Source organism: Streptomyces sp. 2A115 (genome assembly GCF_052245575.1).
Lineage (GTDB): Bacteria > Actinomycetota > Actinomycetes > Streptomycetales > Streptomycetaceae > Streptomyces.
Map to the genome: position 1 here is coordinate 75,427 of NZ_JBQQCG010000018.1, position 22,868 is coordinate 98,294.

The following is a 22,868-nucleotide window of genomic DNA, read 5'->3' on the forward strand; positions in this document are numbered from 1 at the left end:
AATCACGACGGCCACCCTGTTCACCGGCTCGGGCCGGAGCTGCCCGCTCAACCCCCGTGTGCGCGAGTGGCCTCAGCCGGCCAACTCCCGCTGGTGCGCAGCCACCCATTCGTAGGCCGCGCGCACCTCATCGACCACTCCTCGGTCACGGAGCCCGACCATGGCCGGGTCACCCCGCGTCGCTCCGGCCTCGATCCCTCGCCACGTCCGGTCCTGCCACCACAGGACCGTCTCCGTGACCTCGGTGGGCTCGGCCGGTCCGTACGTGTCGCAGATCAGCCGGATCCGTCGGGCGGCTTCCCGTATGTCCGTCACTCCCGGCCCGAGGTCCAGGTACTGCCAGCACAGGTGAGCCACGTCGTGGACGCGCGCCCCGGGCGCGGCGAGATCCCAGTCGATGAGGGCCAGGGGGCGCCAGGACCGGTAGACGGTGTTCTTCGGAGACAGGTCGTTGTGACACACGACCTCTTCGTCGCCGGCCAGCGGCGTCCCGTACGTCAAGTCGTGGAACTCGCGGACGAGTCGGGCCACCCGCACCATGCTCTCGTCCGTACGCGCCAGCCGCCGCTCCTCGGCGCTCAACGCCGCCCGCCCCTCGACGTACTCGAAGATCTCGCGTCCCTGATCGTCCGCGCCGAGGAACCGTGGCGCTCCGTTCCAGCCGCGCTCCTCGAACAGCGTGAGCAGTTCGCGTACGAAGCCGGAGCGCGCCGAGGGTGGGCGGCGCACCGTCTTCCCGATGCGGACGACCTGGTTGATGAAGCCGCCGCCGAGGACCGACTCGCCCAAGGGACACCGCTCCTGTCTTCACGGCCCGTCGTCACGCCCTGCCGTTCGGAACTCCTCCCGGCACGATATTCGCTGGCTGCGCACGTCGGTGCCGCACACAATGACGCGGTGAGCCGAACTTTCAGCGCGTGGGTGACGTCGGGTGAGGACTTCCTCGGTGTCGCCGGACCCTTCTCCGCGGACGTGCCGTGGTGGTCCGAGGTCGAGCCGGTCGTCCAACGGCTGCAACGGGCCCTTGGTGTACCGGTGTTGGTGATGCGGCTGCTGTCCGTGGACGGCGGTGAGGGCGGGCGCGACGGTCATGTGACGTACCACGTCGAGGCGTTGGAGCGCCCGGGTGTACTACTCCAACTTCCGCCGGACCCAGGGATGTTGCACGGGTACGAGGCTCTGCGGGCCCCGTGGGCACGGCTCGACGGGCTGCGGGAGCTGCTCGACTGGTCGACGCACACGCTGGCCGCGGCGGGGCGGCCGGTGACCGGGCCGGTGGAGCAGCGCCGCACCTGGAACCTGGCCGGGCTCCTCCGGCTGCCCACCGACAGAGGCATGGTCTGGCTCAAGGCCACTCCGCGCTTCGCCGCCGACGAGGCGGAGGTCATCGCCGCGTTCGCCCGCGTCGATCCGGGGCTGGTCCCGACGGTTCTCGGCTCCGCCGACGGGCGCTTCCTGATGGAGCACATCCCTGGCGAGGACTGCTGGCAGACGTCCCCGGAGACCGCGGCCTCCGGAGTGCGGCGCTTCGTCGCCGCGCAGGTGGCGCTCGCCGAACGCCCTGAGGAACGGCCCGCGGGCCTGCCGGACCGTCGTACGTCCGTCTTCGCCGAGCGCGTCCGGGAACTGCTCGACGGTCCGGTCTCCGGTGAGCTCACCTCCCAAGAGCTCTCCGTCGTGCGGGAGTTGGCGGATCGCTGGCGTCTGCTCGACGAGTGCGGGCTGCCGGACACGGTTGTGCACGGGGACTTCCATCCCGGCAACTGGCGCAGCGACGGCGGGCCGCCGGTCGTCGTCGACTTCGCCGACGCCCACTGGGGGAACCCGGTCCTGGACGGACTGCGCCTCTACGCCTACCTCCCCGAGACCGTGCGCGAGAGCGCTGTCCGCGCCTGGGTGGACGCGTGGCGGGCACGGGTTCCGGACAGCGATCCGGCCGGTGCCCTGGTCGTCGCCGAGCCGCTCGCCCATCTCGCGTACGCGGTGCGCTATCAGGAGTTCCTGGACGGCATCGAGCCGTCGGAGAAGATCTACCACCAGGACGATCCCGTGTCGGTGATCCGCGACGCCGTGCGCTGCGCGACCGCTCCCGACGAGGGGCTCGCCGGCGTGGGACGTTCCGTCGTGCGCTGAGCCGGCGATCACGCGCCCTTGGCCGCCTGCCCATGTGCGAGGCACGATCGCTTCATGGACAGCCCGCTGACTCTCGCGCTGCCTCCCCAGCTGCGGACATCGCGCGCGAGGTGCTGGGTGTGACCGGCTGGGTCGGGGGCGGCTGATGAGCCGGAGGCAGCGTCGAGTGAACGCGCTGACCTGGACTGCAATCACGTCCAGGGGGCACTCATAGCAGTAAGGAGTATGCCGAAGAGGGGCGAAGAGGGGCTGAGATGGAGATCTCGGGCATCATCAGTGCCATCGTGATCGGTGTCATCATCGGCGTGCTGGGACGGCTTGTTGTCCCTGGACGTCAGCGCATTGGCATTCTGTGGACGATCGCGGTCGGCATCGTGGCCGCGCTCATCGGCTCGGCGATCGCGAACGCGTTCGACGTGGCCGACACCGACGGGGTGGACTGGATCGAGTGGCTGATCCAGATCGGCCTCGCGGCGCTCGGTGTCACGGCGCTGGACCGGTCGAAGGCGGGCCGCCGCTGACCATGACGGCTCACGGCGCTCTCCACCTGGGAGCTCCGCGATGTCACTGCCGTCAACCGTCGGCGCACCACCGCATGAAAACCTGTTGCGGGTAGAGCTCCGTCACGGCTAGAAGACTGATGAAGATCTTGTTGAGGGGCTGTCCGGCCGGAGGCGGGTGTTTCGAAAGTCCCGTGTGGTGCCCGCGGTGTCCGGTGCGTTCTCTCGGCGTGCCGGCCGAAAGCCCTCGCACTGGACGTACTTGGGCTTTCGGCCGGTGCGGCGAGAGTGCGTGCCGGGCGCCGTGGGTGCCGTGCGGGACTTTCGAAACACCCCCTAGCGTCTGCGGGTTTCACCCCGCGCCACATCCGTGACGGAGATGCCTTGCCGCCCCACATCACCGCGCTCGCCGACCCCGAACTCACCGCGTCGAGCCGCCGCCTGGCCTGGCTCGCGTCCGACGACGAGGGAGCACCGGTCGGGTCCGCGTTTCTGCGGCTGTTCACCCAGGAGGGGCAGGAGCATCTCGGCGAGCTGGAGATCGCCGTGCACCGGAGCGAACGGCGGCGGAATGTCGGCAGCCGGCTCCTGGACGCGGCCGTCGCGGCGGCACGAAGCGAGCGGCGCCGGTGCCTGCTCGCCCAGGCCGAGGACGGCTCCCCCGGCGACCTCTTCCTGGCGGCACGTGGCTTCCGCAGGGTGCTGGCGCTGACGTACGCCCGACTCCCGCTGGCCGACGCCGACCTCGACCGAATCCGCGGGATCGCCGAAAGGCCCCATGGCGGCTACCGGTTGACCCGGTGGGACGGCACGGTGCCGCCCGAACTCGCGCGGACCTTCGCCGAGTCACGGCGGGCCATGGACGACATGCCGATGGACGGGACCGACTACGGCACGGTCGTCTGGGACGTGGACCGGGTGCTCTCCGCCGCCGACGCGATCGCCAAGCGGGGCGAACTGCTGCACACCGTCGCCGTGGTGGACACGACGGACGGGTCGATCGTCGGCTTCTCCGAGCTGGTCGTGCCCGGCGACGGCCAGGGCGACGCGCAGCACTACGGGACCGGTGTGCTGCCCGAACACCGCGGCCACGGACTCGGCCTCTGGATGAAGGCGGAGGCGATCCGCCAGGCACGCGAGCGGCACCCCGAACTCGGCGGCCTGCTCACCGACACGGCCGACAGCAACACGCACATGCGCGGCATCAACGACACGCTCGGCTATCTGCCCACGCACAAGGCGGTGGAGTACCAGCTCGATCTGTGCGGGTGACGCGGGCGAGCGGGCCGGGATGTGGCATGGGCCGCGGCCTCGGCAGCGGTACCGATACAGGTACGGCTACGGGCCGGTCACCCGGCTACGGGACCACGTGGACGTACGGCGTGGTCGTGGTGAGGGGTGCGAAGCCGAGCCGTTGGAGGATGGGGCGGCTCTGGTCGGAGGCGTCGACCTGGAGGTAGCGGTAGCCGCGCTCGGCGGCGATGCGGGCGCGATGGGCGACCAGGGCACGGTAGATGCCGCGGCCGCGCCAGGCCTCGACGGTGCCGCCGCCCCACAGGCCCGCGAAGCGGGTGCCGGGGGTGAGTTCCATACGGGCCGAACTCACCGGCATGTCACCGGCGAGGGCCACGACCGCGACCACGGTGTCCGGGTTCTCGTCGAGCTGTGCGAGGAGCCGGTGGCGGAGCCGGGAGCTGTCCGTGCCGAAGGCCTGTTCGTGGACGTCGGCCACCAGGTCCACGCCCGCGCGGTCGGTGACGGGCCGCAGCTCGACGCCCTTCGGCGGCTCGGCGTCGAGGCTCAGTTCGCCGAACTCGGCGATCATCAGCGTCTCCTCCGGCTCGGGCGTGAACCCGGCCGCGCGCAGTCTCTGTCCCAGGTCGAACGGCCGGTCGTGCCCGTACAGCTTCCACTCGAACTCGCGGCCGAGCCCATCGAAATAGCGCACCTGCTCGGCGATCGCCGTATCCGCGTCGGTCTCCGCGAGGTCCGACCAGAGCACTCCGCTCCAGCCCTGCTCGGGACCGACCTGGCGCACCAGTCCTTCGACGCGCTCCACCACGGCTCCGGGGCCGTCGGGTCGCGCGCCCTCGCGCATGTCCCGGTCGAACAGTGCCAGTACGGCTTCGTGATCCATTCCGCCACTCCAGCATCAGCGGGTCGGCCGGGCAACGGAGTTTTCGGCCCGCGATCATTTGGCGTCGTGGAAGACGAGACCGAGTGCGCGTCGTCGCCCGGAACGGACCGTGCTCACGCCGTGCCGGATCGGTCCGGTGGACCAGCCGCGCCTGGAGGCCACGGGCCGGTCACGGGTGGTGAAGATCAGTCCGTGGCCCTGGAGCAGGGTCGTGGACGATCCCCGGGACTGAGCGCGCGGGCGCTGCTCGGTCATGATGAACTCGCCGCCCGTGAAGTCGGCTCCGGGGGCGTCGAGGCCGATGACGACCTGGAGCGGGAAGAGCAGCTCGCCGAACACGTCGCGGTGCAGGGCGTTCCAGTCGCCGGGCCCGTAACGCAGCAGGATCTGCGCGGACTTGGCCTGCCCGGCCGCGTGGCACATCGCCAGCCACTCCGCCAACGTGTCGGGCCAGCGTGCGGGTCGGCCCAGCATCTCGGCCCAGCCACGTGCGACGGGAAGGAGGAGCGGGTAGAACGCTTCGCGCAATTCCCGTACTACGTCGGGCAGTTCGTGGGTGAAGTAGCGGTACTGGCCGGAGCCGAAGCGGTAGCGGGCCATGTCGATGGTCGCGCGGAAGCGTTCGCTCTCGTCATACAGGGCGGCGATCTCCTGGCACTGCGCGGGAGTGAGGAGCTGACCGGTGAGGGCGTTGCCGTACTCGTTGAGTTCGTCGGTCAGCGCGTCCCAGTCCTGCGCCGCGATCCGTTCGCCGACGCTGCTCGTCCGGAGGGTGGTGTCGATCATGGTGGAGGTTTCCTTCGTGGATCCGCCCGTGGTGGTTCATCCGGCGGGCCGCGGTTTGCTCGGGGCTCAGAGGAGGGTCGGCTGCAGGACCCCTTCGTGGGTGAGGAGGTGGACCTTGCGCTCCACGCCTCCGGCATAGCCGCGCATCGTGCCGTCCGCACCGATCACGCGGTGGCACGGGCGCACCAGCAGCTGCGGGTTCGCGCCGATGGCCGCGCCCAGGGCCTGGACCCGCCCGCGGGGCACGCCGAGCCGCTCGGCGAGTTCGCCGTACGTGGTCGCCGTGCCGTACGGGATCTTCTCCAGGGCGCTCCATGCGAGCTGTTGGAACTCCGTGCCGCCCGGGGTGAACTCGATCTCGAACTCGGTGAGTTCACCGGCGAAGTAGGCGGTCAGTTGCCGGGTGACGTACGCGAAGCCGTCCGGGTCGCGTGACCAACTGGGCCGCACCGCAGGGGCGTTCTTCTGGCCGGGCATGGACAGCGACGTCAACGTCATGCCGTCCTGAGTCTCTTCCCCGACCAGGAGCAGTTCGCCCAGCGGGCTGTCGGCCGTCGTGTAGGCGGTCATCGTCGCCTCCCCCTTTTCCTTCATCCGCTTTTCTTCCACCTCCAACGATGGAGCGTTCCGATCACGGATGCTGGCGGGATTCGGACGTCACACTGCGGCGTTGCCCGTCACTTGAAGAAGCGCAGCGGCACCGCTCGTGCCATCGCCTCTCGGCCCGCGTCGTTGGGGTGCAGGTGATCGCCGCTGTCATAGGCGGCGAGCAGCTGGTCGGGCTCTGCCGGATCACGCAGTGCCGCGTCGAAGTCGACGACACCGTCGTACTCGCCGCTGGTACGCAGCCAGTGGTTGAAGGTCTGACGCGCGGCCTCGTTCTCCGGGGTGGAGAAGCCGAACGTGTCGTTCTTGAACGGCGTGATCGTGCCACCGTAGATCCGTAGTCCGCGTTCGTGCGCGCGGGCGATGAGTTGCCGGTGGCCGTCGATCAGGTCCTGGCCGGTCACCTTCTCGGAGAGCGGGGCGATGGTTCCGGGGTGCCCGAGGTCGTTCACGCCGATCAGGACGAGGAGATGGCGGGCGCCCGGCTGGGCTGCCACATCGCGGTCGAAGCGCTTGAGTCCGCTCTCGCCGAAGTACGCGGCGTACGCCTCGGCGGGGTTGCCGGCGGGTGGATTGGGGTCGTGGAGAAGGCGGTTGCCGCTGATGCCCTTGTTGAGGACGCCGACGGGGTGGCGAGGACCGCCGGGGCCTTGGAGTCGCTGGGTCAGGTAGTCGGTCCAGCGGTGGTTGGTGTCGACGGTGCTGCCCGCGGTGATGGAGTCGCCGAGCGCGACCACCGCGGATGCGTTGCCCGTCTCGGACCTGCCTGTCTCGGACGGTCGGTCGGCGGTGGCGCGCACGCTCACCCCGGTCAGGAAGTACCACCGCTCGGTGACGGACGTGGGCTCGATCCTGGTCTCGCCCGTGACGTTGCCTGCCGCGACGTAATTGCGTTGCGAGGCAAAGGAGTTGACCGTCGAACCCGGGGTTCTTTCAGGAAGGTGGAGGCTCACGACGAGGTCGGAGCGCGCGGGCACGCGGAGGGTGACGGGATCGCTGAGCGCCGGCGCTCCGGCGGGGATGGACACGGAGGACTTGCCGCCGAAGGTCAGCCGCCGGTCGGTACCGGGCTCGATGCTCGCGTCCGCCGTGCCTGCCGCGCGGCGGGCGACGTGCACGTCGCCGAGTTTCAGCGCCTGCTTGCCGAACTCGTTCGACAGCCGCACCCGCAGGGCGCTTCCGGCGATGCTGGTGCGCACGATCTGGCGGATCGTCTGGTTCTCGAAGGTCGTGGTGTCCGTCCTGGGCACCGTGGTGGGGGCTGTCGCCCAGGTTCCGGTCCAGGCGGCCGACGATGCGGCGGGTGCGGCGGAAGGAGCGGATGCGGGAGCGGCGGAGGCCGCGGGGGTGAGTGACGCGCCTCCCAGCAGGAGGACTCCGGCGAGTAAGGCGGAAAGTCTCTGGCGGACAGTCAAGTGCTTCATGTCGGGTCTCCTCGTCGTCCGGGAGGAAGCAGGCGGGGGTGGGCTCGAGGGCCGGGCGGGGCCGATCTCCCCTGGGCGGCTCCAACTGCCGTACGGCACGGAAATAGATGACCGGTGCGCCAGGCGCGGCCCGGGCTGATGGCGGCACTGGCCCCCTGGAGGTCCGCGCGGAGCAATCGAGTGGGTGGCGCTCGCGGTACCGCCGTGTCTCGTGGCCAACGCAGGCCCCTCTCCGGCATCTTGACCGATCCGCAGGGAATCGCTTCGAAACATTCGGAGCACTTTACGAATGAGCGGTCGTGACGATAGGGAGTGCTGTTACTCACGTCAAGACGTCGGTACCGCAGGGAAGTTGAGCCGAAGAGCCGCCAGAGACGGTTGCCCCCATCCTCGGAAGGCGGTCCCGCACCGTCGTCCTGCGCGCGGAGCGGCCGTTCCCACCTCCCCGGGAGCAGCCGGTCCACCGGCAGCGGCCACAGGTTCACGCTCGGGCACGACCGACCCACGGGGAGCGCCGAAGCGTCCCGCGGTCCGTTGGTTATGCTGCGCGGATGGACGGCGAACGATGAACGAGGCGCGGGACACCCCTGGTCCACAGGAGCGGACCGACCACGGCCCTGCCGCCCGGGAGGTGGACCAGCCGGCGCCCGCCGACGGCGCGCTGGAGCGGGCGATCGCGGTGCAGGTGCGCCGCTACCGGCAGGCGATCGGACTGACCGTCGGCGACATGGCCACCCGCGCGGGCATCTCCAAGGCCATGCTGTCGAAGATCGAGAACGCCCAGACGTCCTGCAGTCTCACCACCCTGGCCCGGCTCGCGGCCGCCCTGGACGTGCCGGTGACGGCACTCTTCCGGGGCGCCGACACCGAGCGCGAGGCGGTCTTCACCCCGTCCGGCGCCGGCGCCCGGATCATTCAGCGCGGTTCGCGGGTGGGCCACGACTACACCCTGCTCGGCGCGCTGCGCGGCCCGCACAAGCGGATGGAGGCCCACCTCGTCACGCTGACCGAGCAGAGCGAGGTGTTCCCGCTGTTCCAACACCCGGGCACCGAGCTGCTGTTCATGCTCGATGGCGAGATGGTCTACGGGCACTGCGACGCCGTGTACCGGATGCGTCCCGGCGACGCGCTGCAACTGGACGGCGAGGGCGTGCACGGCCCGCAGGAGCTGGTGGAGCTGCCGATCCGCTTCCTGTCGGTCGTGGCGTACGGCGACATCGAGTCCTGAGACCCACCGCAGGACACCGAAAGACATGGGCAACACAGTCTTTATCGCGCGTGGCGCGCCCTGTAACACGCTTCGTCCACCCTCTCTCAACATTGGTTCCTCTCAGGAGACACGAGAGGGCCGCCCAATGGGGAGGACGAATTTATGGACGCAGCAAGTACCGCCTGGATACTCGCCGCCTTCACCGCGGTGAGCCTGATGGTTCCCGGCCTCGCGCTCTTCTACGGCGGGATGGCCGGCGCCCGTTCCACCCTCAACATGATCATGATGGTGCTCGGCGGATGCGCCGCCGGGGCCGTCGTCTGGACCCTGTACGGCTACTCCGCGGTGTTCGGCGACTCCTACGGCGGGCTCGGACTGCTCGGTGACGTCACCGAACACGCGGGTCTGACCGAGGTGCTGACCGGCGACAAGGAAGCGGCGATCCCGCCCGCGCTCTTCGCCGCCTTCCAGGCCCTGTTCGCGGCGATCACGGTGGGCATCATCGCCGGCGCCCTGGTGGACCGGGTGAAGTTCGGCGCGTGGATCGTCTTCTCGGGGCTGTGGGTGACCCTGGTCTATCTGCCCATCGGCCACTGGGTGTTCTCGCTCAGCGCGGAGGACGGCTCGCTCACCGGCGGCTGGATCCTCAACGAGCTGGGCGCGGTGGACTTCGCGGGCGGCACCGCCGTGCACATCAACTCCGGTATCGCGGGGCTCGCCGCGGTGCTCGCACTCGGCGCCCGGCGCACCTGGCCGCGGCAGCCCCGCCCGAGCAGCATCCCGATCACCGTGCTCGGCGGCGGCATCCTGTTCTTCGGCTGGTTCGGCTTCAACGGCGGCTCGGCACTGGCCGCCGGCAACAGCGCGGCCGTGGTCGTCCTGGTCACCATGAACGCCTCCTTCGCGGGACTGCTGGGCTGGATCGCCGTGGAGCGGTTCACCCATGGGCACGCGACCGCGCTCGGCGCGGTGTCCGGCATGATCGCCGGTCTGGTCGCGATCACCCCGGCCTGCGGTGCGGTGTCGCCGTTGGGATCGCTGGCGGTCGGCGCGATCGCGGGCGCCCTCTGCCCGCTGGCCATCAAGCTCAAGTACCGCTTCGGGTACGACGATTCGCTGGACGTGGTGGGTGTCCACCTGGTCGGCGGAGTGACCGGCACGCTGCTGGTGGGCCTCTTCGCCACGTCGGACGCGCCGAGCGCGGCGAGCGGCCTCTTCTACGGCGGCGGCTTCAAGCTGCTCGGCATCCAGACCGTGGCCTCGCTCGCCGTCATGGCGTACTCCTTCGTCGTCACCTGGCTCCTGGTGAAGGGGCTCGACAAGACGATGGGCATGCGACTGGAGGCGGAGGCCGAGGAGAACGGTGTCGACGTGACCGTGCACAGCGAGCTCGCCTGGGATCTGGAGGGCGCCCTCTACGGCCCCTCGCCCAAGCCGGCCGAAAGCTCACGCGCCGTGGTCGAGAAGGCGGAGGCACTCACGTCCGCGGCGGCGGAGAGCACAAAGAGCTGATGACCTCCTGGACCTGACCCCCGAACTTGCGGAAGACCCGGCCCGGTACCCAAAAGGGCCGGGTCTTCCGCGTGTTGACCTCCGCGCCTTCCACACCTCGCCCCACACAGACCGATCGCGGGCGCGCGGAACGTAACACGCCTTAACCATCGGTTAACCGCCCTCTCCGTTTCCTGAGGTGATACTGAATTTCATCAGAGGACACCGAGAGGTGAGCTCGCATGACCTTGCTGTCAGCACCGCCCATACGCCTGCTCCTCCCCGGCCTGGCCCCTCGCGAGCCGGGCCTGGAGACCTATCCGGTACGCCCCGGCGGCCTCACCGGCATCCGGCTTTCCCCCGGCGACCAGATCACCGTCATCGACCGCTATGGCAGGCAGCCGGCGGAACTCACGGTGATCGACCGCTCCGGCACGGCCTTCGGAACCGTCCAGGACGCGCCCGCCACGGTGCTCCGCACCTCACCGCTGGCCGCGCAACACGGCATGGATTCTCAATCCGCCTTGGCGGTACGGCTGTTCGGCCCGTTGTCCCCCGCCGGGTCCCGGGCGGACTTCACCGCGACCGAGCATGCCGTGGCCTTCGTCGGCGCGCCCGCCACCCCCATGGACCCGTACGACCCGGAGGCCACCCCGCCCTCCGAGCTGATCCTCGAAATACGCCGGGCCGATCCCCGCCGCACCCCCGGCCCTCTCCTCCCCGAGCCCCTCGCCGAGCCCGTGCTCGACCTCAGGATCGACGCCGCGACAGCCCGCGCGTACGAGGTGAAGAAGGGCCAGTACATCCAGGTCATCGATGTCGAGGGACGCCAGTGCTCCGACTTCCTGGCCTTCGGCGCCCGCCGGCTCCAGGACGGCGTCGAGCGCGGTCTCGACGCGACGGCCACCCGCTCCTTCACCGGGCGTGCCTATCCGCAGCCGGGTCTGCACGGCAAGTTCTACGACTCCGACGCCCGGCCCCTGCTCGAGGTGGTGCGCGACACCGTGGCCCGCCACGACACCTTCGGGCTCGCCTGCAATGCCAAGTACTACGAGGACATGGGCTACCCGGGCCACCTCAACTGCACCGACAACTTCAACGGGCAGCTCGGCGGCTACGGCATCGCCGCGCGCTCCGGCTGGCCGGCCCTGAATCTCTTCTACAACACCGACTTCGACGCCGACCACCAGCTCGTCTTCGATGAGCCCTGGTCCCGGCCCGGCGACTACGTCCTGCTGCGCGCCATGACCGACCTCGTCTGCGCCTCCTCCGCCTGCCCCGACGACATCGACCCCTCGAACGCCTGGGTGCCGACCGACATCCACGTCCGCGTGTACGACGAGAGGAGGAGCTTCTCCATGGCCATCGCCCACCGCGTCACCCCGGACGCCGAGCCGCAGCTCACCAGGCCGTCCGCGTTCGCGCCGCGCATGGAGGCGCTGACCCGGCAGTTCACGGAGTACCGCGGCTTCTGGCTGCCCGAATCCTTCGACCGGCACGGCCCGCAGGAGGAGTACTGGGCCTGCCGCGAGCGGGCGGCCGTGATGGACCTCTCCGCGCTGCGCAAGTTCGAAGTCACCGGACCGGACGCGGAGGCGCTGCTGCAGGCGACCCTCACCCGCAACATCCGCAAGCTCTCGCACGGCCAGGTCGTCTACTCGGCGATGTGCAACGAGACCGGCGGAATGATCGACGACTGCACGGTCTTCCGGCTCGGCGACACCAACTTCCGCTTCGTGGGCGGCGACGACTACGACGGCATATGGCTGCGCGAGCAGGCCGAACGGCTCGGCCTCGACCGGGTCTGGATCAAGCCGTCCACCGACCAGCTGCACAACCTCGCCGTCCAGGGCCCGGCCAGCCGCGACCTGCTCGCCGGCATCGTCTGGACACCGCCCACCCAGCCCGCCTTCACCGACCTCGGCTGGTTCCGCTTCGCGATCGGCCGGATCGGCGGCCCGGACGGCATCCCGCTGCTGATCTCGCGCACCGGCTATTCCGGCGAACTCGGCTACGAACTGTGGACCCACCCCCAGCACGCCACCGCGATGTGGGACGCGGTCCGCGTGGCGGGCGAACCGTACGGCCTCACCCCGCTCGGGCTGCAGGCGCTGGACATGCTGCGCATCGAGGCCGGACTCGCCTTCGCGGGCTACGAGTTCGACGACCAGACCGACCCGTACGAAGCGGGCATCGGCTTCACCGTCCCCCTGAAGACCAAGGAGGACGACTTCGTGGGCCGTGAGGCGCTGCTCGCCCGCAAGGCGAGCCCGCAGCGCACCCTCGTCGGCCTGGAACTGGCGGGCAATGAGCCGGCGCGGCACGGCGACTGCGTCCACGTCGGCCGCTCCCAGATCGGCGTGGTCACCAGCGCCACCCGCTCCCCCGTCCTGCGCAAGAACATCGCGCTGTGCCGGATCGCTGTCCAGTACGCCGACCTGGGCACGGCCGTGGAGGTCGGCAAGCTCGACGGCCACCGCAAGCGCATCCCGGCCCAGGTCGTCCGCTTCCCGTTCTACGACCCCGACAAGACCCGGCCCCGCTCCTGACTCCCCCTGCCTCGACTCCCGTCTGCCCTACGGAGGTTCAGCATGTCCCGCGTTGCCATCATCGGTGCGGGCCCCAGCGGCCTGGCCCAGCTCCACGCCTTCGAGGAGGCCCGGCGGGCCGGTGCCGAGGTGCCCGAGGTCGTCTGTTTCGAGAAGCAGAGCGACTGGGGCGGCCTGTGGAACTACACCTGGCGCACCGGCCTCGACGAGCACGGCGACCCGGTGCACGGCTCGATGTACCGCTACCTGTGGTCCAACGGCCCCAAGGAGTGCCTGGAGTTCGCCGACTACACCTTCGACGAGCACTTCGGCGGCGCCATCCCGTCGTTCCCGCCGCGCGAGGTGCTGTACGAGTACATCACCGGCCGGGCGAAGAAGAGCAACGTCCGCCAGTACATACGGTTCGACACGCCTGTGCGCTGGATCGCGTACGACGCCGCCTCGGAGACCTTCACGGTCACGGTGGAGAACCGGGCCGACGGCACCACGCTCACCGAGGAGTTCGACTGGGTGATCGTCGGTACGGGCCATTTCTCCACCCCCAACTTCCCGGAGTATCCCGGCTTTTCGACCTTCCCCGGTCGGGTGCTGCACTCCCACGACTTCCGTGACGCGGGCGAGTTCGCGGGCAAGGACCTGCTCGTCCTCGGCGGCAGCTACTCGGCCGAGGACATCGCGCTGCAGTCGCTCAAGTACGGGGCGAAGTCCGTCACCATCTCCTACCGCAGCAGCCCGATGGGCTTCGGCTGGCCCGAGGGCATCCGCGAGGTTCCCTGTCTGGAGCGCGTCGAGGGCCGTACCGCGCACTTCGCCGACGGCACCGCGCAGGACGTGGACGCGATCGTCCTGTGCACCGGGTACCAGCACCGGTTCCCGTTCGTGGAGGAGGAGTTGAGGCTCCGTACGGACAACAACCTCTACCCGGAGAAGCTGTACAAGGGCGTGGCCTGGACGGCCAACCCGAGGTTCATGTACCTCGCGATGCAGGACCAGTACTACACGTTCACGATGTTCGACGCGCAGGCCTTCTATGTGCGCGATGTCGTGCTCGGCCGGATCGACCTGCCGGACGCGGCCGCCATGGAGGCGGACATCGCGGCCTGGCGCGAACGGCAGGACACCCTGGCCGGCCCGATGGACGACATCGACTTCCAGACCGACTACCTGCGCGACCTGCTCGCCGCCACCGACTACGCGGACTTCGACCTCGGCCTGGCCCGCGAGCACTTCGCGACCTGGGAGCACCACAAGGAGGAGTCCATCACCGGCTACCGCGACCGGTCCTTCACCTCCCCCTGTACCGGCACGGCGGCGCCGGTCCACCACACCCCTTGGTGGGAGGAGCTCGACGACTCCCTGGGCACCTTCCTGCGCACCGCGCAGCGGGACGTGCCGTAACTCAACTTCATGGCGGCGTAACCCATCCGCCGTTTCACCGCACGATACTTGATTTCATCAGAGGAACCACACCAGGAGGGCGAGGATGACCACCACCCAGGGTCCGATCCTGAAGGTGCAGGACGGCGCGACCGATCTCCCCAGCATGGAGGTCGAGGGTTCCAAGGCGTTCATCGGCGACACGTTCGTCAATCCCGGCGGCGCGGTGATCTGCTCCGGCTTCTTCGAGCTGTTCCACTCCGAGCCACTCATCTACGAGTACACGTACGACGAGACCAAGTACGTGGTCGAGGGCGACTTCACGCTCACCGACATGGCGACCGGCCAGGTCGTCGAGGCGGTCAAGGGGGATGTGCTGTTCTTCCCCAAGGGCACGACGGTCAAGTTCGAGACCTCGGACCACGCGATCGGCTTCTACGCCGGCCACCGGACGTTCGCTCCCTGACATGGGCGCCTCGCACACCAGCGTGCCCCGCTGGCCGACGGTCGCGCCGGAACTGGACCGTACCGGCCGCTCCTACGCCGTACTGACCTTCGGATCCGCCGCCTCGGTGCTCGCGTCGGCCTGGCGGAGCGCGCTGGAAACCCTGGAACGCCCGGTGTGGTCCCGGCACGGCGAGCAGGCCGACGCCGACTGTCTCACCGGGCTCCGCGAGCAGATCGCGACCGCCACCGTCGGGTGGCGGCTGCTGCTCGCCGGGCCGCAGTCCGAGGTGCTGGCCGCGTACTCCGAGGCGGTACGCGGCGGGGTCCTCGACGCCGAGATCACGGTGATGGTCACGGACTCGGCGCACCGCCGGGTGTGGTGCGCGCACTGCGAGACGAAGACCACCGCCGAGGTGGCACTCGGCGCGGAGGCCGCCTGCGCGGGCTGCGGGCGCTCGCTGTTCGTCTACCACCACGTGTCACGGCTGCACGCCGCTCACCTGGGATTCATGACCGATGCGGAGGAGGTGCCATGACGCTCGAACTGGTCGTGCGGCGCAGCACCGAGATCGCCGAAGGCACAAGGGAGTTGGCGCTGGTCCGCTCCGACGGCGGTCCGCTGCCCGGGCATCCGCCGGGCAGCCACCTGGTCGTCGACTGCGGACAGCGCCGCAACGCCTACTCGCTCACCAGCAGCGGGATCAGGCCGTACGAATACACCGTCGCCGTGCTCCGGCGGCCCGACGGGAGGGGCGGTTCGGAGCACATGCACGGCTTCCGGGCCGGCGGCCGGGTGACGGTGACCGGTCCGCGCAGCGCCTTCGCTCCGGTGGCGACCGCCCGGCGACATCTGCTGGTCGCCGGGGGCATCGGGGTGACGCCCATGCTGAGCCACGCACGGGACGCGGTCCGCTGGGGACGGGACGTACGGATGCTGTATGTGCACCGGACCGGGGCGGGGGCGTACGTCGACGAGCTGACGGAGCTGCTCGGCGGGAGACTGCAGCGGACAGTCCGCGGCGGCGAGTTCGGCTCCATGCTTGGCGAGGCACTGGTGTCGCAGCCGATCGGCACCCATCTGTATGTGTGCGGGCCGGGCCCTCTGATGGACCGGGTGACGGAGGAGGCGCGGGCCGCCGGGTGGCCGGCGCAGCGGCTGCATCTGGAGCGGTTCACGCCGGCCGATCCGGCTCCGGGGCGGCCGTTCACGGCGCGCTTGCGGCGCTCGGGCCGGAACGTCCCGGTGGCGTCGGACACGAGTCTGCTCGACGCGCTGGAGCGGGCCGGGGTCCCGGTGCCGAACATGTGCAGGCAGGGCGTCTGCGGGGAGTGCCGGGTACCGGTGCTCGCCGGGCGACCGCTGCACCGCGACGAATACCTGTCCGAGGACGAACGCGCGGCGGGCGACAGCGTCATGTGCTGCGTGTCCCGCAGCGAGACCGAGCATCTGGAGGTGGACCTGTGACGGTCACCGCACTCCCGACACGGATCGCCGGCTTCCCCTTCCCGTTCCGCGCGGACGCCTACCGCTACTCCACCAATGTCGAACCCGCACGGTTGCCGGTGCTGACGGAGGCCGGTGAGTGGGGCGCCTGGATCCTCGACATCGATGACGAGTACGCGGACGAACTCGCCCAGCGCCAGCGGATCCTGGCCGCGGACCCGACCCGTCTGACCGTGCTGCCGCACATGCGCCCGGCCTGCTGGGACGCGCTGCACACACTCCTGCGTGAGTTGGCGGCGCAGTACCCCGACGCTATGGAGCTGCGGCAGGAGGACGGCGGCACGGGGGGCGGCAGCTACGTCTGGCGCAATGACCTCCTCGGCATCGAGCAGAGGTTCACGGACGGCGAGGACGCCTCGCTGCCCGGCGGACCGCTCGGCTTCCTCGGCAGTCAGATCCAGGACGACATCGTGCTGCTCGACCAGCGTGAGGGCTCCCTGTGGGCCGATGCCGGTCTGGTCACCTTCGCCGCCGACTGGTCGATGCGCTTCGACGTCGGGATGCGTTTCCTCGAGGTGCACGGCCCGGTGCCGCGCGTGCACGAGGAGGGGATCATCTCGCGGGCCGAACGCTTCCTGATGCGGCTCGAACCCGGCCAGGAGTACCGGCGTACGAACTGGACCATGTCCGTGGGGCGTCGGCTCGACCAGTCCACCGAGGTCTATCCCGAGTGGGGCAGGGACCGCCGGCTGGCCGGCGAGGCGCCGTCCGCCGAACTCGCCGAGCGGCTTCAGCTGCGCGTCGAGGTCCAGCATCTGATCCGGCTCGGCGCGTCCGGGGCCGTGATGTTCCTCATCCGCACCTACATGGTGTCGCTGGCCGAGCTGGCACAGGTGCCGGCCTGGCGGGCCCGGTTCGGGCGGGTGCTGACCGAACTGCCCGACGACATGGCCGACTACAAGGGCCTGACCCGTTTCCGCAGTCGCGCGGCGGACTGGCTGCTGTCCCCGACCACCTCCTCGACCTCCTTCGTACCGCCCCACTCCCTGGAGCCCTCATGACCGCCGACGCCGCAGACCTCGCCTCCCGTGCCCGCGCCGACGGGGTGAAGTTCCTGCTCGCGCTGTTCGTCGACCTGACGGGCAAGCCCTGCGCCAAGCTCGTCCCCGTCGAGGCCGCCGACGAACTCCAGTACGAGGGCGTCGGGTTCGCCGGATACGCGGTCGGCGCCATCGGCCAGCAGCCCAGTGACCCGGACCTGATCGCGATCCCCGACCTGGACTCGTACACCCCCATCCCCTGGGTTCGCGAGGGCCTGGCGCTGGTCCACTGCGACCCGCACGTCGAGGGGACGCCGTGGCCGTACGCGCCCCGGGTGATCCTCAAGAAGCTGATCGAGCGGGCGCGGGAGCAGGAACTGGAGCTGTACGCGGGGGCGGAGGTGGAGTACTTCCTCGTCTCGCGGGACGCCGAGGGACGGATCGCTCCCTCCGACACGAAGGACACCGGCGCCCAGCCCTGTTACGACGCGCGCGGCGTGACCCGGATGTACGAGCACCTCACCGCGGTCTCGACGGCCATGAACGCACTGGGCTGGGGCAACTACGCCAACGACCATGAGGACGGCAACGGCCAGTTCGAGCAGAACTTCGCCTACGCGGACGCACTGACCACGGCCGACCGGGTGATCACCGCGCGCTATCTGATCTCCATGCTCGCCGAGCAGCGCGGCATGACCGCCACCTTCATGCCGAAGCCGTTCACCGACCGGACCGGCAGCGGCATGCATCTGCACCTGTCGCTGTGGAACGGCTCGACCGCCCTCTTCCCGGCCGACGGTGACGAACGGGCCCTGGGACTCTCCGAGTTGGCGTACTCCTTCCTGGCTGGGGTGCTGGAGCACGCGCCCGGTATGCAGGCCGTGCTCGCGCCGACCGTGAACTCGTACAAGCGGACGGGTGCGGTGTCGACGCGCTCGGGCGCAACTTGGTCGCCGCGGCGGGCGTCGTACGGCGGCAACGACCGTACGCACTTCGTGCGGGTCCCCGACGGGAACCGCATCGAGCTGCGCGGCGGTGACGGATCCGCCAACCCGTATCTGGCACTCGCGGCCGCCCTGGCGGCCGGGCTCGACGGGATCGGTCGGGCGCTGGACCCAGGTGCGCCGGGCGCGGACGGTCCCAAGCGCCCCGAGCTGCCGCTGACGCTGCTGCACGCGGTGGACGCACTGGCCGACGACCCCGTGGTGAGCGGGGCGCTGGACGCGGCGGGCGCCGGGGTGTGCGACTACTTCGCCGCGCTCAAGCGCGAGGAGTTCTTCGCCTGGCACAACACGGTCGGCTCGTGGGAGATCGACCGCTATCTGACCGCGTTCTGACGCGCTCGAGTATCGGTAGCGGTCCGACACCTCACCGCCGCGACCGAATCACCTTCCGAACCACATCCTGAAAGACCCCCCTGTGGAAGGGAGTTGCACCCATGTGCGGGATCGTAGGGCTCCATCTGCGTGACCCCGAGCTGTATCCGCGGCTCGGCACCCTGCTCGACGCGATGCTGGGCCAGGTCGTCGAGCGCGGCCCCGACTCGGCCGGAGTCGCGGTCTACGGCGACCGGCGCCGCTGCCCGGAGGGATACGCCGCTGTGTCCGTCCTCGGCGCACCCGAGGAACTCGCTCACACCCTGGCGCAGGCAGTGCCCGAGGTGCTGGTCACGGCCGCCGGTGACACCACGGTCGTCGCCGCGCCGCTCGCACCGGACGCGCTGGCCACGACGGTACGTGAGGCCGCGCCCGGCGTCCGGATCGTCGGCACCGGTACCGAGCTGACCGTCTACAAGGGGACCGGCCATCCGCGTGACCTGGCCGCGACGTACGACCTGGTGAACGCGCAGGGCTGGCAGGGCCTGGCGCACACCCGGATGGCGACCGAGTCGGCCGTCACCCCGGAGGGCTGCCACCCCTTCTCCGTCGGCGAGGACCAGTGCCTCGTCCACAACGGTTCGTTCGCGAACCACGCCACGATCCGCCGCGAACTGGCCGCCGAGGGCGTGCTGTTCGACAGCGAGAACGACTCCGAGGTGGGCGCCCGTTTCGTCGCCTCCCGGCTCGCTCAGGGCGAGGACCTGGAGAAGGCGCTGCGTGCCCTGTGTGAGCGCTTCGACGGGTTCTACACCCTCCTGGTCACCAACGGCGACGGCTTCGCCGTGGTCCGCGACGCCATCGCCTGCAAGCCCGCGATCATCGCCGAGACGGGCGCGTGGGTGGCGATGGCCTCGGAGTTCCGCGCCCTGGCCGTGCTGCCGGGCATCGACGAGGCACGGATCTACGAGCCCGAGCCGGAGAGGGTCTACGCATGGCACCGCTGACGTCCCGCATCGATCTGGCCACCAGCCCCGTACGCGACCTCAACGCCAAGCTCCACACGGGGTCGGTGGAGGCCGTGGAGGTGCTCAACCCGCAGGGCAAACACGCCGTCGCCGTCGGTCTGCACCATCCGGTGACCGTCGACATCCGAGGGCATGTGGGCTACTACTGCGCCGGCATGAACGACGGCGGCACCGTCACCGTCCACGGCAGCGCGGGAACCGGCCTCGCCGAGAACATGATGTCCGGGACCGTACGGGTCACCGGGGACGCCTCCCAGTCGGCGGGCGCCACCGCCCATGGCGGGCTCATCGTCATCGAGGGCAGCGCGTCGATGCGCTGCGGGATCTCCATGAAGGGCGTGGACATCGTCGTCGGCGGCGACATCGGCCCGATGAGCGCCTTCATGGCACAGGCCGGACGGCTCGTCGTATGCGGGGACGCGGGCGAGGCGCTCGGTGACTCGATCTACGAGGCCCGGCTGTACGTACGCGGCCAGGTGGCCTCCCTCGGCGCGGACTGCGTCGAGAAGGAGATGCGGCCCGAACACCTCGCCGAGGTGGGCGAGTTGCTCGCGTCGGCGGGCCTCGCCCACGACCCGTCCGAGTTCCGCCGCTACGGCTCCGCCCGCACGCTCTACCACTTCGCCGCCGGCAACTCGGCCGCGTACTGAGGAGGTTGCCGTCATGTCCACTGCTCACCTGCGCGAGTCCGCGACCTTCGACCGGGGCACCATCGCCGCCATCCAGCGCGCCGCCGAGACCGGTGTCTACGACATCCGCGGCTGGGGCGCCAAGCGCCCGCTGCCGCACTTCGACGACCTGCTCTTCCTCGGCGCGAGCATGTCCCGCTATCCGCTGGAGGGTTACCGCGAGCGCTGCGGGACGGATGTCGTCCTCGGCGACCGGCACGCCGCGTTCCCGCTCCACCTGGACATCCCCGTCACCATCGCAGGCATGAGCTTCGGTGCCCTGTCGGCTCAGGCCAAGGAGGCGTTGGGACGCGGTGCCAGTGAGGTCGGCACCTCCACCACGACCGGCGACGGCGGCATGACGCCCGAGGAGCGCGGCCAGTCCAAGCACCTCGTGTACCAGTACCTGCCGTCGCGCTACGGCATGAACCCCGAGGACCTCCGCAAGGCCGACGCGATCGAGATCGTCCTCGGCCAGGGCGCCAAGCCGGGCGGCGGCGGCATGCTGCTGGGCCAGAAGATCAGCGACCGGGTCGCCGGCATGCGCACCCTGCCGCCCGGCATCGACCAGCGCAGCGCCTGCCGCCACCCCGACTGGACGGGTCCCGACGACCTCGCCATCAAGATCCTCGAACTGCGCGAGATCACCGACTGGGAGAAGCCCGTCTACATCAAGGTCGGTGCGACGCGCACGTACTACGACGTGAAGCTCGCGGTCGCGGCCGGCGCGGACGTGGTCGTGGTCGACGGGATGCAGGGTGGCACGGCCGCCACCCAGGACGTGTTCATCGAGCACGTCGGCATCCCGACGCTGGCCGCGATCCCCCAGGCCGTCCAAGCGCTCCAGGAGTTGGGCCTGCACCGCAAGGTCCAGCTGATCGTCTCCGGGGGCATCCGCACGGGCGCCGATGTCGCCAAGGCGATGGCGCTCGGCGCGGACGCCGTCGCCATCGGCACGGCCGCCCTGATCGCGCTCGGCGACAACCACCCGCGGCACGCCGCCGAGTACGAGCGGCTGGGCTCCGCCGCCGGGTTCTACGACGACTTCCAGGACGGCCGCGACCCGGCCGGCATCACCACCCAGGACCCGCAACTCGCCAACCGCCTCGACCCGGTCGAGGGCGGCCGCCGCATCGCCAACTATCTCCGAGTGCTGACCATGGAGGCCCAGACCCTGGCCCGCGCCTGCGGCAAGGCCCATCTGCGCAACCTCGAACCCGAGGACCTGGTGGCGCTGACCATCGAGGCCGCCGCGATGGCCCGGGTGCCGCTGGCCGGCACCTCCTGGATCCCGGGGAACGGGCAGTGAACCCCGAGGAGCGGGCGGTGAGCTCCGGGGAGCGAGCGGTGCCCACTGGCACGGCGGACGTCGTCATCGTCGGCGGCGGGATCGAGGGAGCGGCCACGGCCTGGGCGCTGGCCCGGCGCGGGGTCACCGACGTCGTCGTCTGCGAGCGCGACACCATCGGCTCCGGCGGCACCGGCAAGTCCAGCGGCATCGTCCGCTGCCACTACGGCGTGGGCTCGCTGGCCGCCATGGCCTGGAAGGGCCTCGCCCTCTTCGAGAACGCCGCCGACGTCCTCGGCACCGACATCGGCTTCCACCAGACCGGGTACGTCGTCGGGGTCGGCGAGCAGAACGTCGACGCGCTACGCGCCAACCTCGACGCCCAGCGCGCCCTCGGCATCGAGACCGGCACCGTCTCCCGGGAGGAGGTGGCGGAGCTGTGGCCCACCGCCTTCCTCGACGACTTCGCGGCCTTCGGCTGGGAGCCGCGCGGCGGCTACGGCGACGGGTACCTCACCGCCCAGGCCTTCGCCGCGTGCGCCCGCCGCGACGGCGCCCGCATCCGGCAGGGCACACCGGTCGCGTCACTCCTCACCGACGCCAAGGGGGTCAGCGGCGTCCAGCTGGCCGGCGGGGAGCGGATATCCACCCGCTCGGTCGTCGTGGCGGCGGGCCCCTGGTCGGTGGCTCTCCTCGCTCCCCTGGGCATCGACCTCCCCATAACGGTGCACCGCGAACAGATCGTGCTGATCTCGCCGGGAGCGGGCGTGGACGTCGCCAAGGTCCCGGTCTTCTCCGACCTGGTCTCCCTCCAGTACATCCGGGCCGAGACCTCCGGTGAACTCCTCTTCGGCAACAGTGACCTCAGCCGCCCCGAGCCCGCCGACCCCGACCGGTACGCCGACCGGGCCGACCCCGCCTTCCTGGAGACGGCCGTCGAGAAACTGGTCCATCGGCTCCCCGGGCTGCCGGATGCCGCGATCGCGAGCACGTACGCGGGCTGCTACGACATCACGCCCGACTACAACCCCGTCATCGGCCCGGTGGGCGTCGAGGGTCTGGTCGTCGCCGCCGGCTTCAGCGGGCACGGCTTCAAGATCTCGCCGGCCGTGGGCGAACTGGTCGCCGACCTGGTCCAGTTCGGCGACTCCCGCGACCCGGCGGTACCTGCCGCCGACTTCTCCCTCGACCGGTTCGCCGAGGGCAGACCGCTCGCCAGTCCGCATCCGTATGTCGGAGCTGGTGAGATGCGCTGACGTCCGGCTCTTGTCTGGAAGTGCCCTCTTCTCGCGGTGCCCTTTTCTGGCGGTGCAGACTTGCCTTCACACCGATGTGAATGTTCCGGCATGGCCGCGAGACGACCGCATCGATCGCAGACGGCCCCGGCACGCCCCCTTCCGCCGAGCCCGGCTTACCTCTGTCGG

Annotated in this window: 21 protein-coding genes; 16 read left to right on the plus strand and 5 right to left on the minus strand. The window is 70.3% G+C overall.

The window, feature by feature from the left end:
• Positions 1–72: 72 nt before the first annotated feature.
• On the minus strand, positions 73–789 hold the full coding sequence (locus tag ACTWQR_RS17960; protein ID WP_443228090.1) for a phosphotransferase: 717 nt from the start codon (positions 787–789) through the stop codon (positions 73–75).
• 108 nt (positions 790–897) lie between these two features.
• Here ACTWQR_RS17960 and ACTWQR_RS17965 point away from each other — a divergent pair, with 108 nt between their 5' ends.
• From ACTWQR_RS17965 to ACTWQR_RS17975, 3 genes are all read left to right on the plus strand, one after another.
• Positions 898–2,133, plus strand: a complete 1,236-nt coding sequence (locus ACTWQR_RS17965) for an aminoglycoside phosphotransferase family protein (RefSeq protein ID WP_443228091.1) — start codon at positions 898–900, stop codon at positions 2,131–2,133.
• 254 nt (positions 2,134–2,387) lie between these two features.
• A complete protein-coding gene (locus ACTWQR_RS17970) occupies positions 2,388–2,654 on the plus strand; it encodes a GlsB/YeaQ/YmgE family stress response membrane protein (protein WP_443228092.1) in 267 nt (88 codons plus the stop codon).
• A 363-nt stretch (positions 2,655–3,017) separates the two neighbouring features.
• A complete protein-coding gene (locus ACTWQR_RS17975; RefSeq protein ID WP_443228093.1) occupies positions 3,018–3,905 on the plus strand; it encodes a GNAT family N-acetyltransferase in 888 nt (295 codons plus the stop codon).
• 85 nt (positions 3,906–3,990) lie between these two features.
• Here the strand turns inward: ACTWQR_RS17975 and ACTWQR_RS17980 are convergent, their stop codons facing one another.
• The 4 genes from ACTWQR_RS17980 to ACTWQR_RS17995 form a co-directional block, all read right to left on the minus strand.
• Positions 3,991–4,770, minus strand: a complete 780-nt coding sequence (locus ACTWQR_RS17980) for a GNAT family N-acetyltransferase (RefSeq protein ID WP_443228094.1) — start codon at positions 4,768–4,770, stop codon at positions 3,991–3,993.
• Positions 4,771–4,824: 54 nt separating this feature from the next.
• Positions 4,825–5,556, minus strand: a complete 732-nt coding sequence (locus tag ACTWQR_RS17985) for a 2OG-Fe(II) oxygenase (protein WP_443228095.1) — start codon at positions 5,554–5,556, stop codon at positions 4,825–4,827.
• A 66-nt stretch (positions 5,557–5,622) separates the two neighbouring features.
• Positions 5,623–6,126 carry a methylated-DNA--[protein]-cysteine S-methyltransferase gene (locus tag ACTWQR_RS17990; protein WP_443228156.1) on the minus strand — a complete coding sequence of 168 codons (504 nt, stop codon included), beginning with the start codon at positions 6,124–6,126 and terminating at the stop codon, positions 5,623–5,625.
• Between the two features lie 107 nt (positions 6,127–6,233).
• A complete protein-coding gene (locus ACTWQR_RS17995; protein WP_443228096.1) occupies positions 6,234–7,586 on the minus strand; it encodes an SGNH/GDSL hydrolase family protein in 1,353 nt (450 codons plus the stop codon).
• 565 nt (positions 7,587–8,151) lie between these two features.
• Between ACTWQR_RS17995 and ACTWQR_RS18000 the strand changes: the two genes are divergently transcribed.
• From ACTWQR_RS18000 to ACTWQR_RS18060, 13 genes are all read left to right on the plus strand, one after another.
• A complete protein-coding gene (locus ACTWQR_RS18000) occupies positions 8,152–8,814 on the plus strand; it encodes a helix-turn-helix domain-containing protein (RefSeq protein WP_443228097.1) in 663 nt (220 codons plus the stop codon).
• Positions 8,815–8,958: 144 nt separating this feature from the next.
• A complete protein-coding gene (locus ACTWQR_RS18005; RefSeq protein ID WP_443228098.1) occupies positions 8,959–10,308 on the plus strand; it encodes an ammonium transporter in 1,350 nt (449 codons plus the stop codon).
• A 221-nt stretch (positions 10,309–10,529) separates the two neighbouring features.
• Positions 10,530–12,836: a DUF1989 domain-containing protein gene (locus ACTWQR_RS18010; RefSeq protein ID WP_443228099.1), complete on the plus strand. Its 2,307-nt coding sequence runs from the start codon at positions 10,530–10,532 to the stop codon at positions 12,834–12,836.
• Positions 12,837–12,878: 42 nt separating this feature from the next.
• Positions 12,879–14,234 (plus strand): NAD(P)-binding domain-containing protein, encoded by a 1,356-nt coding sequence (locus ACTWQR_RS18015; protein ID WP_443228100.1) that lies wholly within the window; start codon positions 12,879–12,881, stop codon positions 14,232–14,234.
• A gap of 85 nt (positions 14,235–14,319) precedes the next feature.
• Positions 14,320–14,679: a cupin domain-containing protein gene (locus tag ACTWQR_RS18020; RefSeq protein ID WP_443228101.1), complete on the plus strand. Its 360-nt coding sequence runs from the start codon at positions 14,320–14,322 to the stop codon at positions 14,677–14,679.
• A gap of 1 nt (position 14,680) precedes the next feature.
• Positions 14,681–15,196 (plus strand): dimethylamine monooxygenase subunit DmmA family protein, encoded by a 516-nt coding sequence (locus ACTWQR_RS18025; RefSeq protein ID WP_443228102.1) that lies wholly within the window; start codon positions 14,681–14,683, stop codon positions 15,194–15,196.
• Positions 15,193–16,125, plus strand: coding sequence for a PDR/VanB family oxidoreductase (locus ACTWQR_RS18030; protein WP_443228103.1), 933 nt, complete (start codon positions 15,193–15,195; stop codon positions 16,123–16,125). The genes ACTWQR_RS18025 and ACTWQR_RS18030 overlap by 4 nt, the downstream gene beginning before the upstream one ends.
• Complete coding sequence (locus ACTWQR_RS18035; RefSeq protein ID WP_443228104.1) at positions 16,122–17,165, plus strand: heme-dependent oxidative N-demethylase family protein; 1,044 nt, start codon at positions 16,122–16,124, stop codon at positions 17,163–17,165. The genes ACTWQR_RS18030 and ACTWQR_RS18035 overlap by 4 nt, the downstream gene beginning before the upstream one ends.
• A complete protein-coding gene (gene glnT, locus ACTWQR_RS18040) occupies positions 17,162–18,481 on the plus strand; it encodes a type III glutamate--ammonia ligase (protein WP_443228105.1) in 1,320 nt (439 codons plus the stop codon). Before ACTWQR_RS18035 ends, glnT begins: the two co-directional genes overlap by 4 nt.
• Positions 18,482–18,582: 101 nt before the next feature.
• On the plus strand, positions 18,583–19,467 hold the full coding sequence (locus tag ACTWQR_RS18045; protein ID WP_443228106.1) for a glutamine amidotransferase: 885 nt from the start codon (positions 18,583–18,585) through the stop codon (positions 19,465–19,467).
• Positions 19,455–20,138: a glutamate synthase gene (locus tag ACTWQR_RS18050; RefSeq protein WP_443228107.1), complete on the plus strand. Its 684-nt coding sequence runs from the start codon at positions 19,455–19,457 to the stop codon at positions 20,136–20,138. Before ACTWQR_RS18045 ends, ACTWQR_RS18050 begins: the two co-directional genes overlap by 13 nt.
• Positions 20,139–20,151: 13 nt before the next feature.
• Positions 20,152–21,465 carry an FMN-binding glutamate synthase family protein gene (locus tag ACTWQR_RS18055; protein WP_443228108.1) on the plus strand — a complete coding sequence of 438 codons (1,314 nt, stop codon included), beginning with the start codon at positions 20,152–20,154 and terminating at the stop codon, positions 21,463–21,465.
• A 38-nt stretch (positions 21,466–21,503) separates the two neighbouring features.
• Positions 21,504–22,700 (plus strand): NAD(P)/FAD-dependent oxidoreductase, encoded by a 1,197-nt coding sequence (locus tag ACTWQR_RS18060; protein ID WP_443228109.1) that lies wholly within the window; start codon positions 21,504–21,506, stop codon positions 22,698–22,700.
• Positions 22,701–22,868: the final 168 nt, after the last annotated feature.

Bases quoted from the DNA above. Each gene is read 5' to 3' on its own strand.
- ACTWQR_RS17985 (WP_443228095.1), bottom strand. From the start codon at position 5,556: ATGATCGACACCACCCTCCGGACGAGCAGCGTCGGCGAACGGATCGCG.
- ACTWQR_RS17980 (WP_443228094.1), bottom strand. From the start codon at position 4,770: ATGGATCACGAAGCCGTACTGGCACTGTTCGACCGGGACATGCGCGAG.
- ACTWQR_RS17995 (WP_443228096.1), bottom strand. From the start codon at position 7,586: ATGAAGCACTTGACTGTCCGCCAGAGACTTTCCGCCTTACTCGCCGGA.
- ACTWQR_RS18005 (WP_443228098.1), top strand. From the start codon at position 8,959: ATGGACGCAGCAAGTACCGCCTGGATACTCGCCGCCTTCACCGCGGTG.
- ACTWQR_RS18010 (WP_443228099.1), top strand. From the start codon at position 10,530: ATGACCTTGCTGTCAGCACCGCCCATACGCCTGCTCCTCCCCGGCCTG.
- ACTWQR_RS18025 (WP_443228102.1), top strand. From the start codon at position 14,681: ATGGGCGCCTCGCACACCAGCGTGCCCCGCTGGCCGACGGTCGCGCCG.
- ACTWQR_RS18045 (WP_443228106.1), top strand. From the start codon at position 18,583: ATGTGCGGGATCGTAGGGCTCCATCTGCGTGACCCCGAGCTGTATCCG.
- ACTWQR_RS18055 (WP_443228108.1), top strand. From the start codon at position 20,152: ATGTCCACTGCTCACCTGCGCGAGTCCGCGACCTTCGACCGGGGCACC.
- ACTWQR_RS18000 (WP_443228097.1), top strand. From the start codon at position 8,152: ATGAACGAGGCGCGGGACACCCCTGGTCCACAGGAGCGGACCGACCAC.
- ACTWQR_RS18050 (WP_443228107.1), top strand. From the start codon at position 19,455: ATGGCACCGCTGACGTCCCGCATCGATCTGGCCACCAGCCCCGTACGC.
- ACTWQR_RS17970 (WP_443228092.1), top strand. From the start codon at position 2,388: ATGGAGATCTCGGGCATCATCAGTGCCATCGTGATCGGTGTCATCATC.
- ACTWQR_RS18015 (WP_443228100.1), top strand. From the start codon at position 12,879: ATGTCCCGCGTTGCCATCATCGGTGCGGGCCCCAGCGGCCTGGCCCAG.
- ACTWQR_RS18030 (WP_443228103.1), top strand. From the start codon at position 15,193: ATGACGCTCGAACTGGTCGTGCGGCGCAGCACCGAGATCGCCGAAGGC.
- glnT (WP_443228105.1), top strand. From the start codon at position 17,162: ATGACCGCCGACGCCGCAGACCTCGCCTCCCGTGCCCGCGCCGACGGG.
- ACTWQR_RS17990 (WP_443228156.1), bottom strand. From the start codon at position 6,126: ATGACCGCCTACACGACGGCCGACAGCCCGCTGGGCGAACTGCTCCTG.
- ACTWQR_RS18020 (WP_443228101.1), top strand. From the start codon at position 14,320: ATGACCACCACCCAGGGTCCGATCCTGAAGGTGCAGGACGGCGCGACC.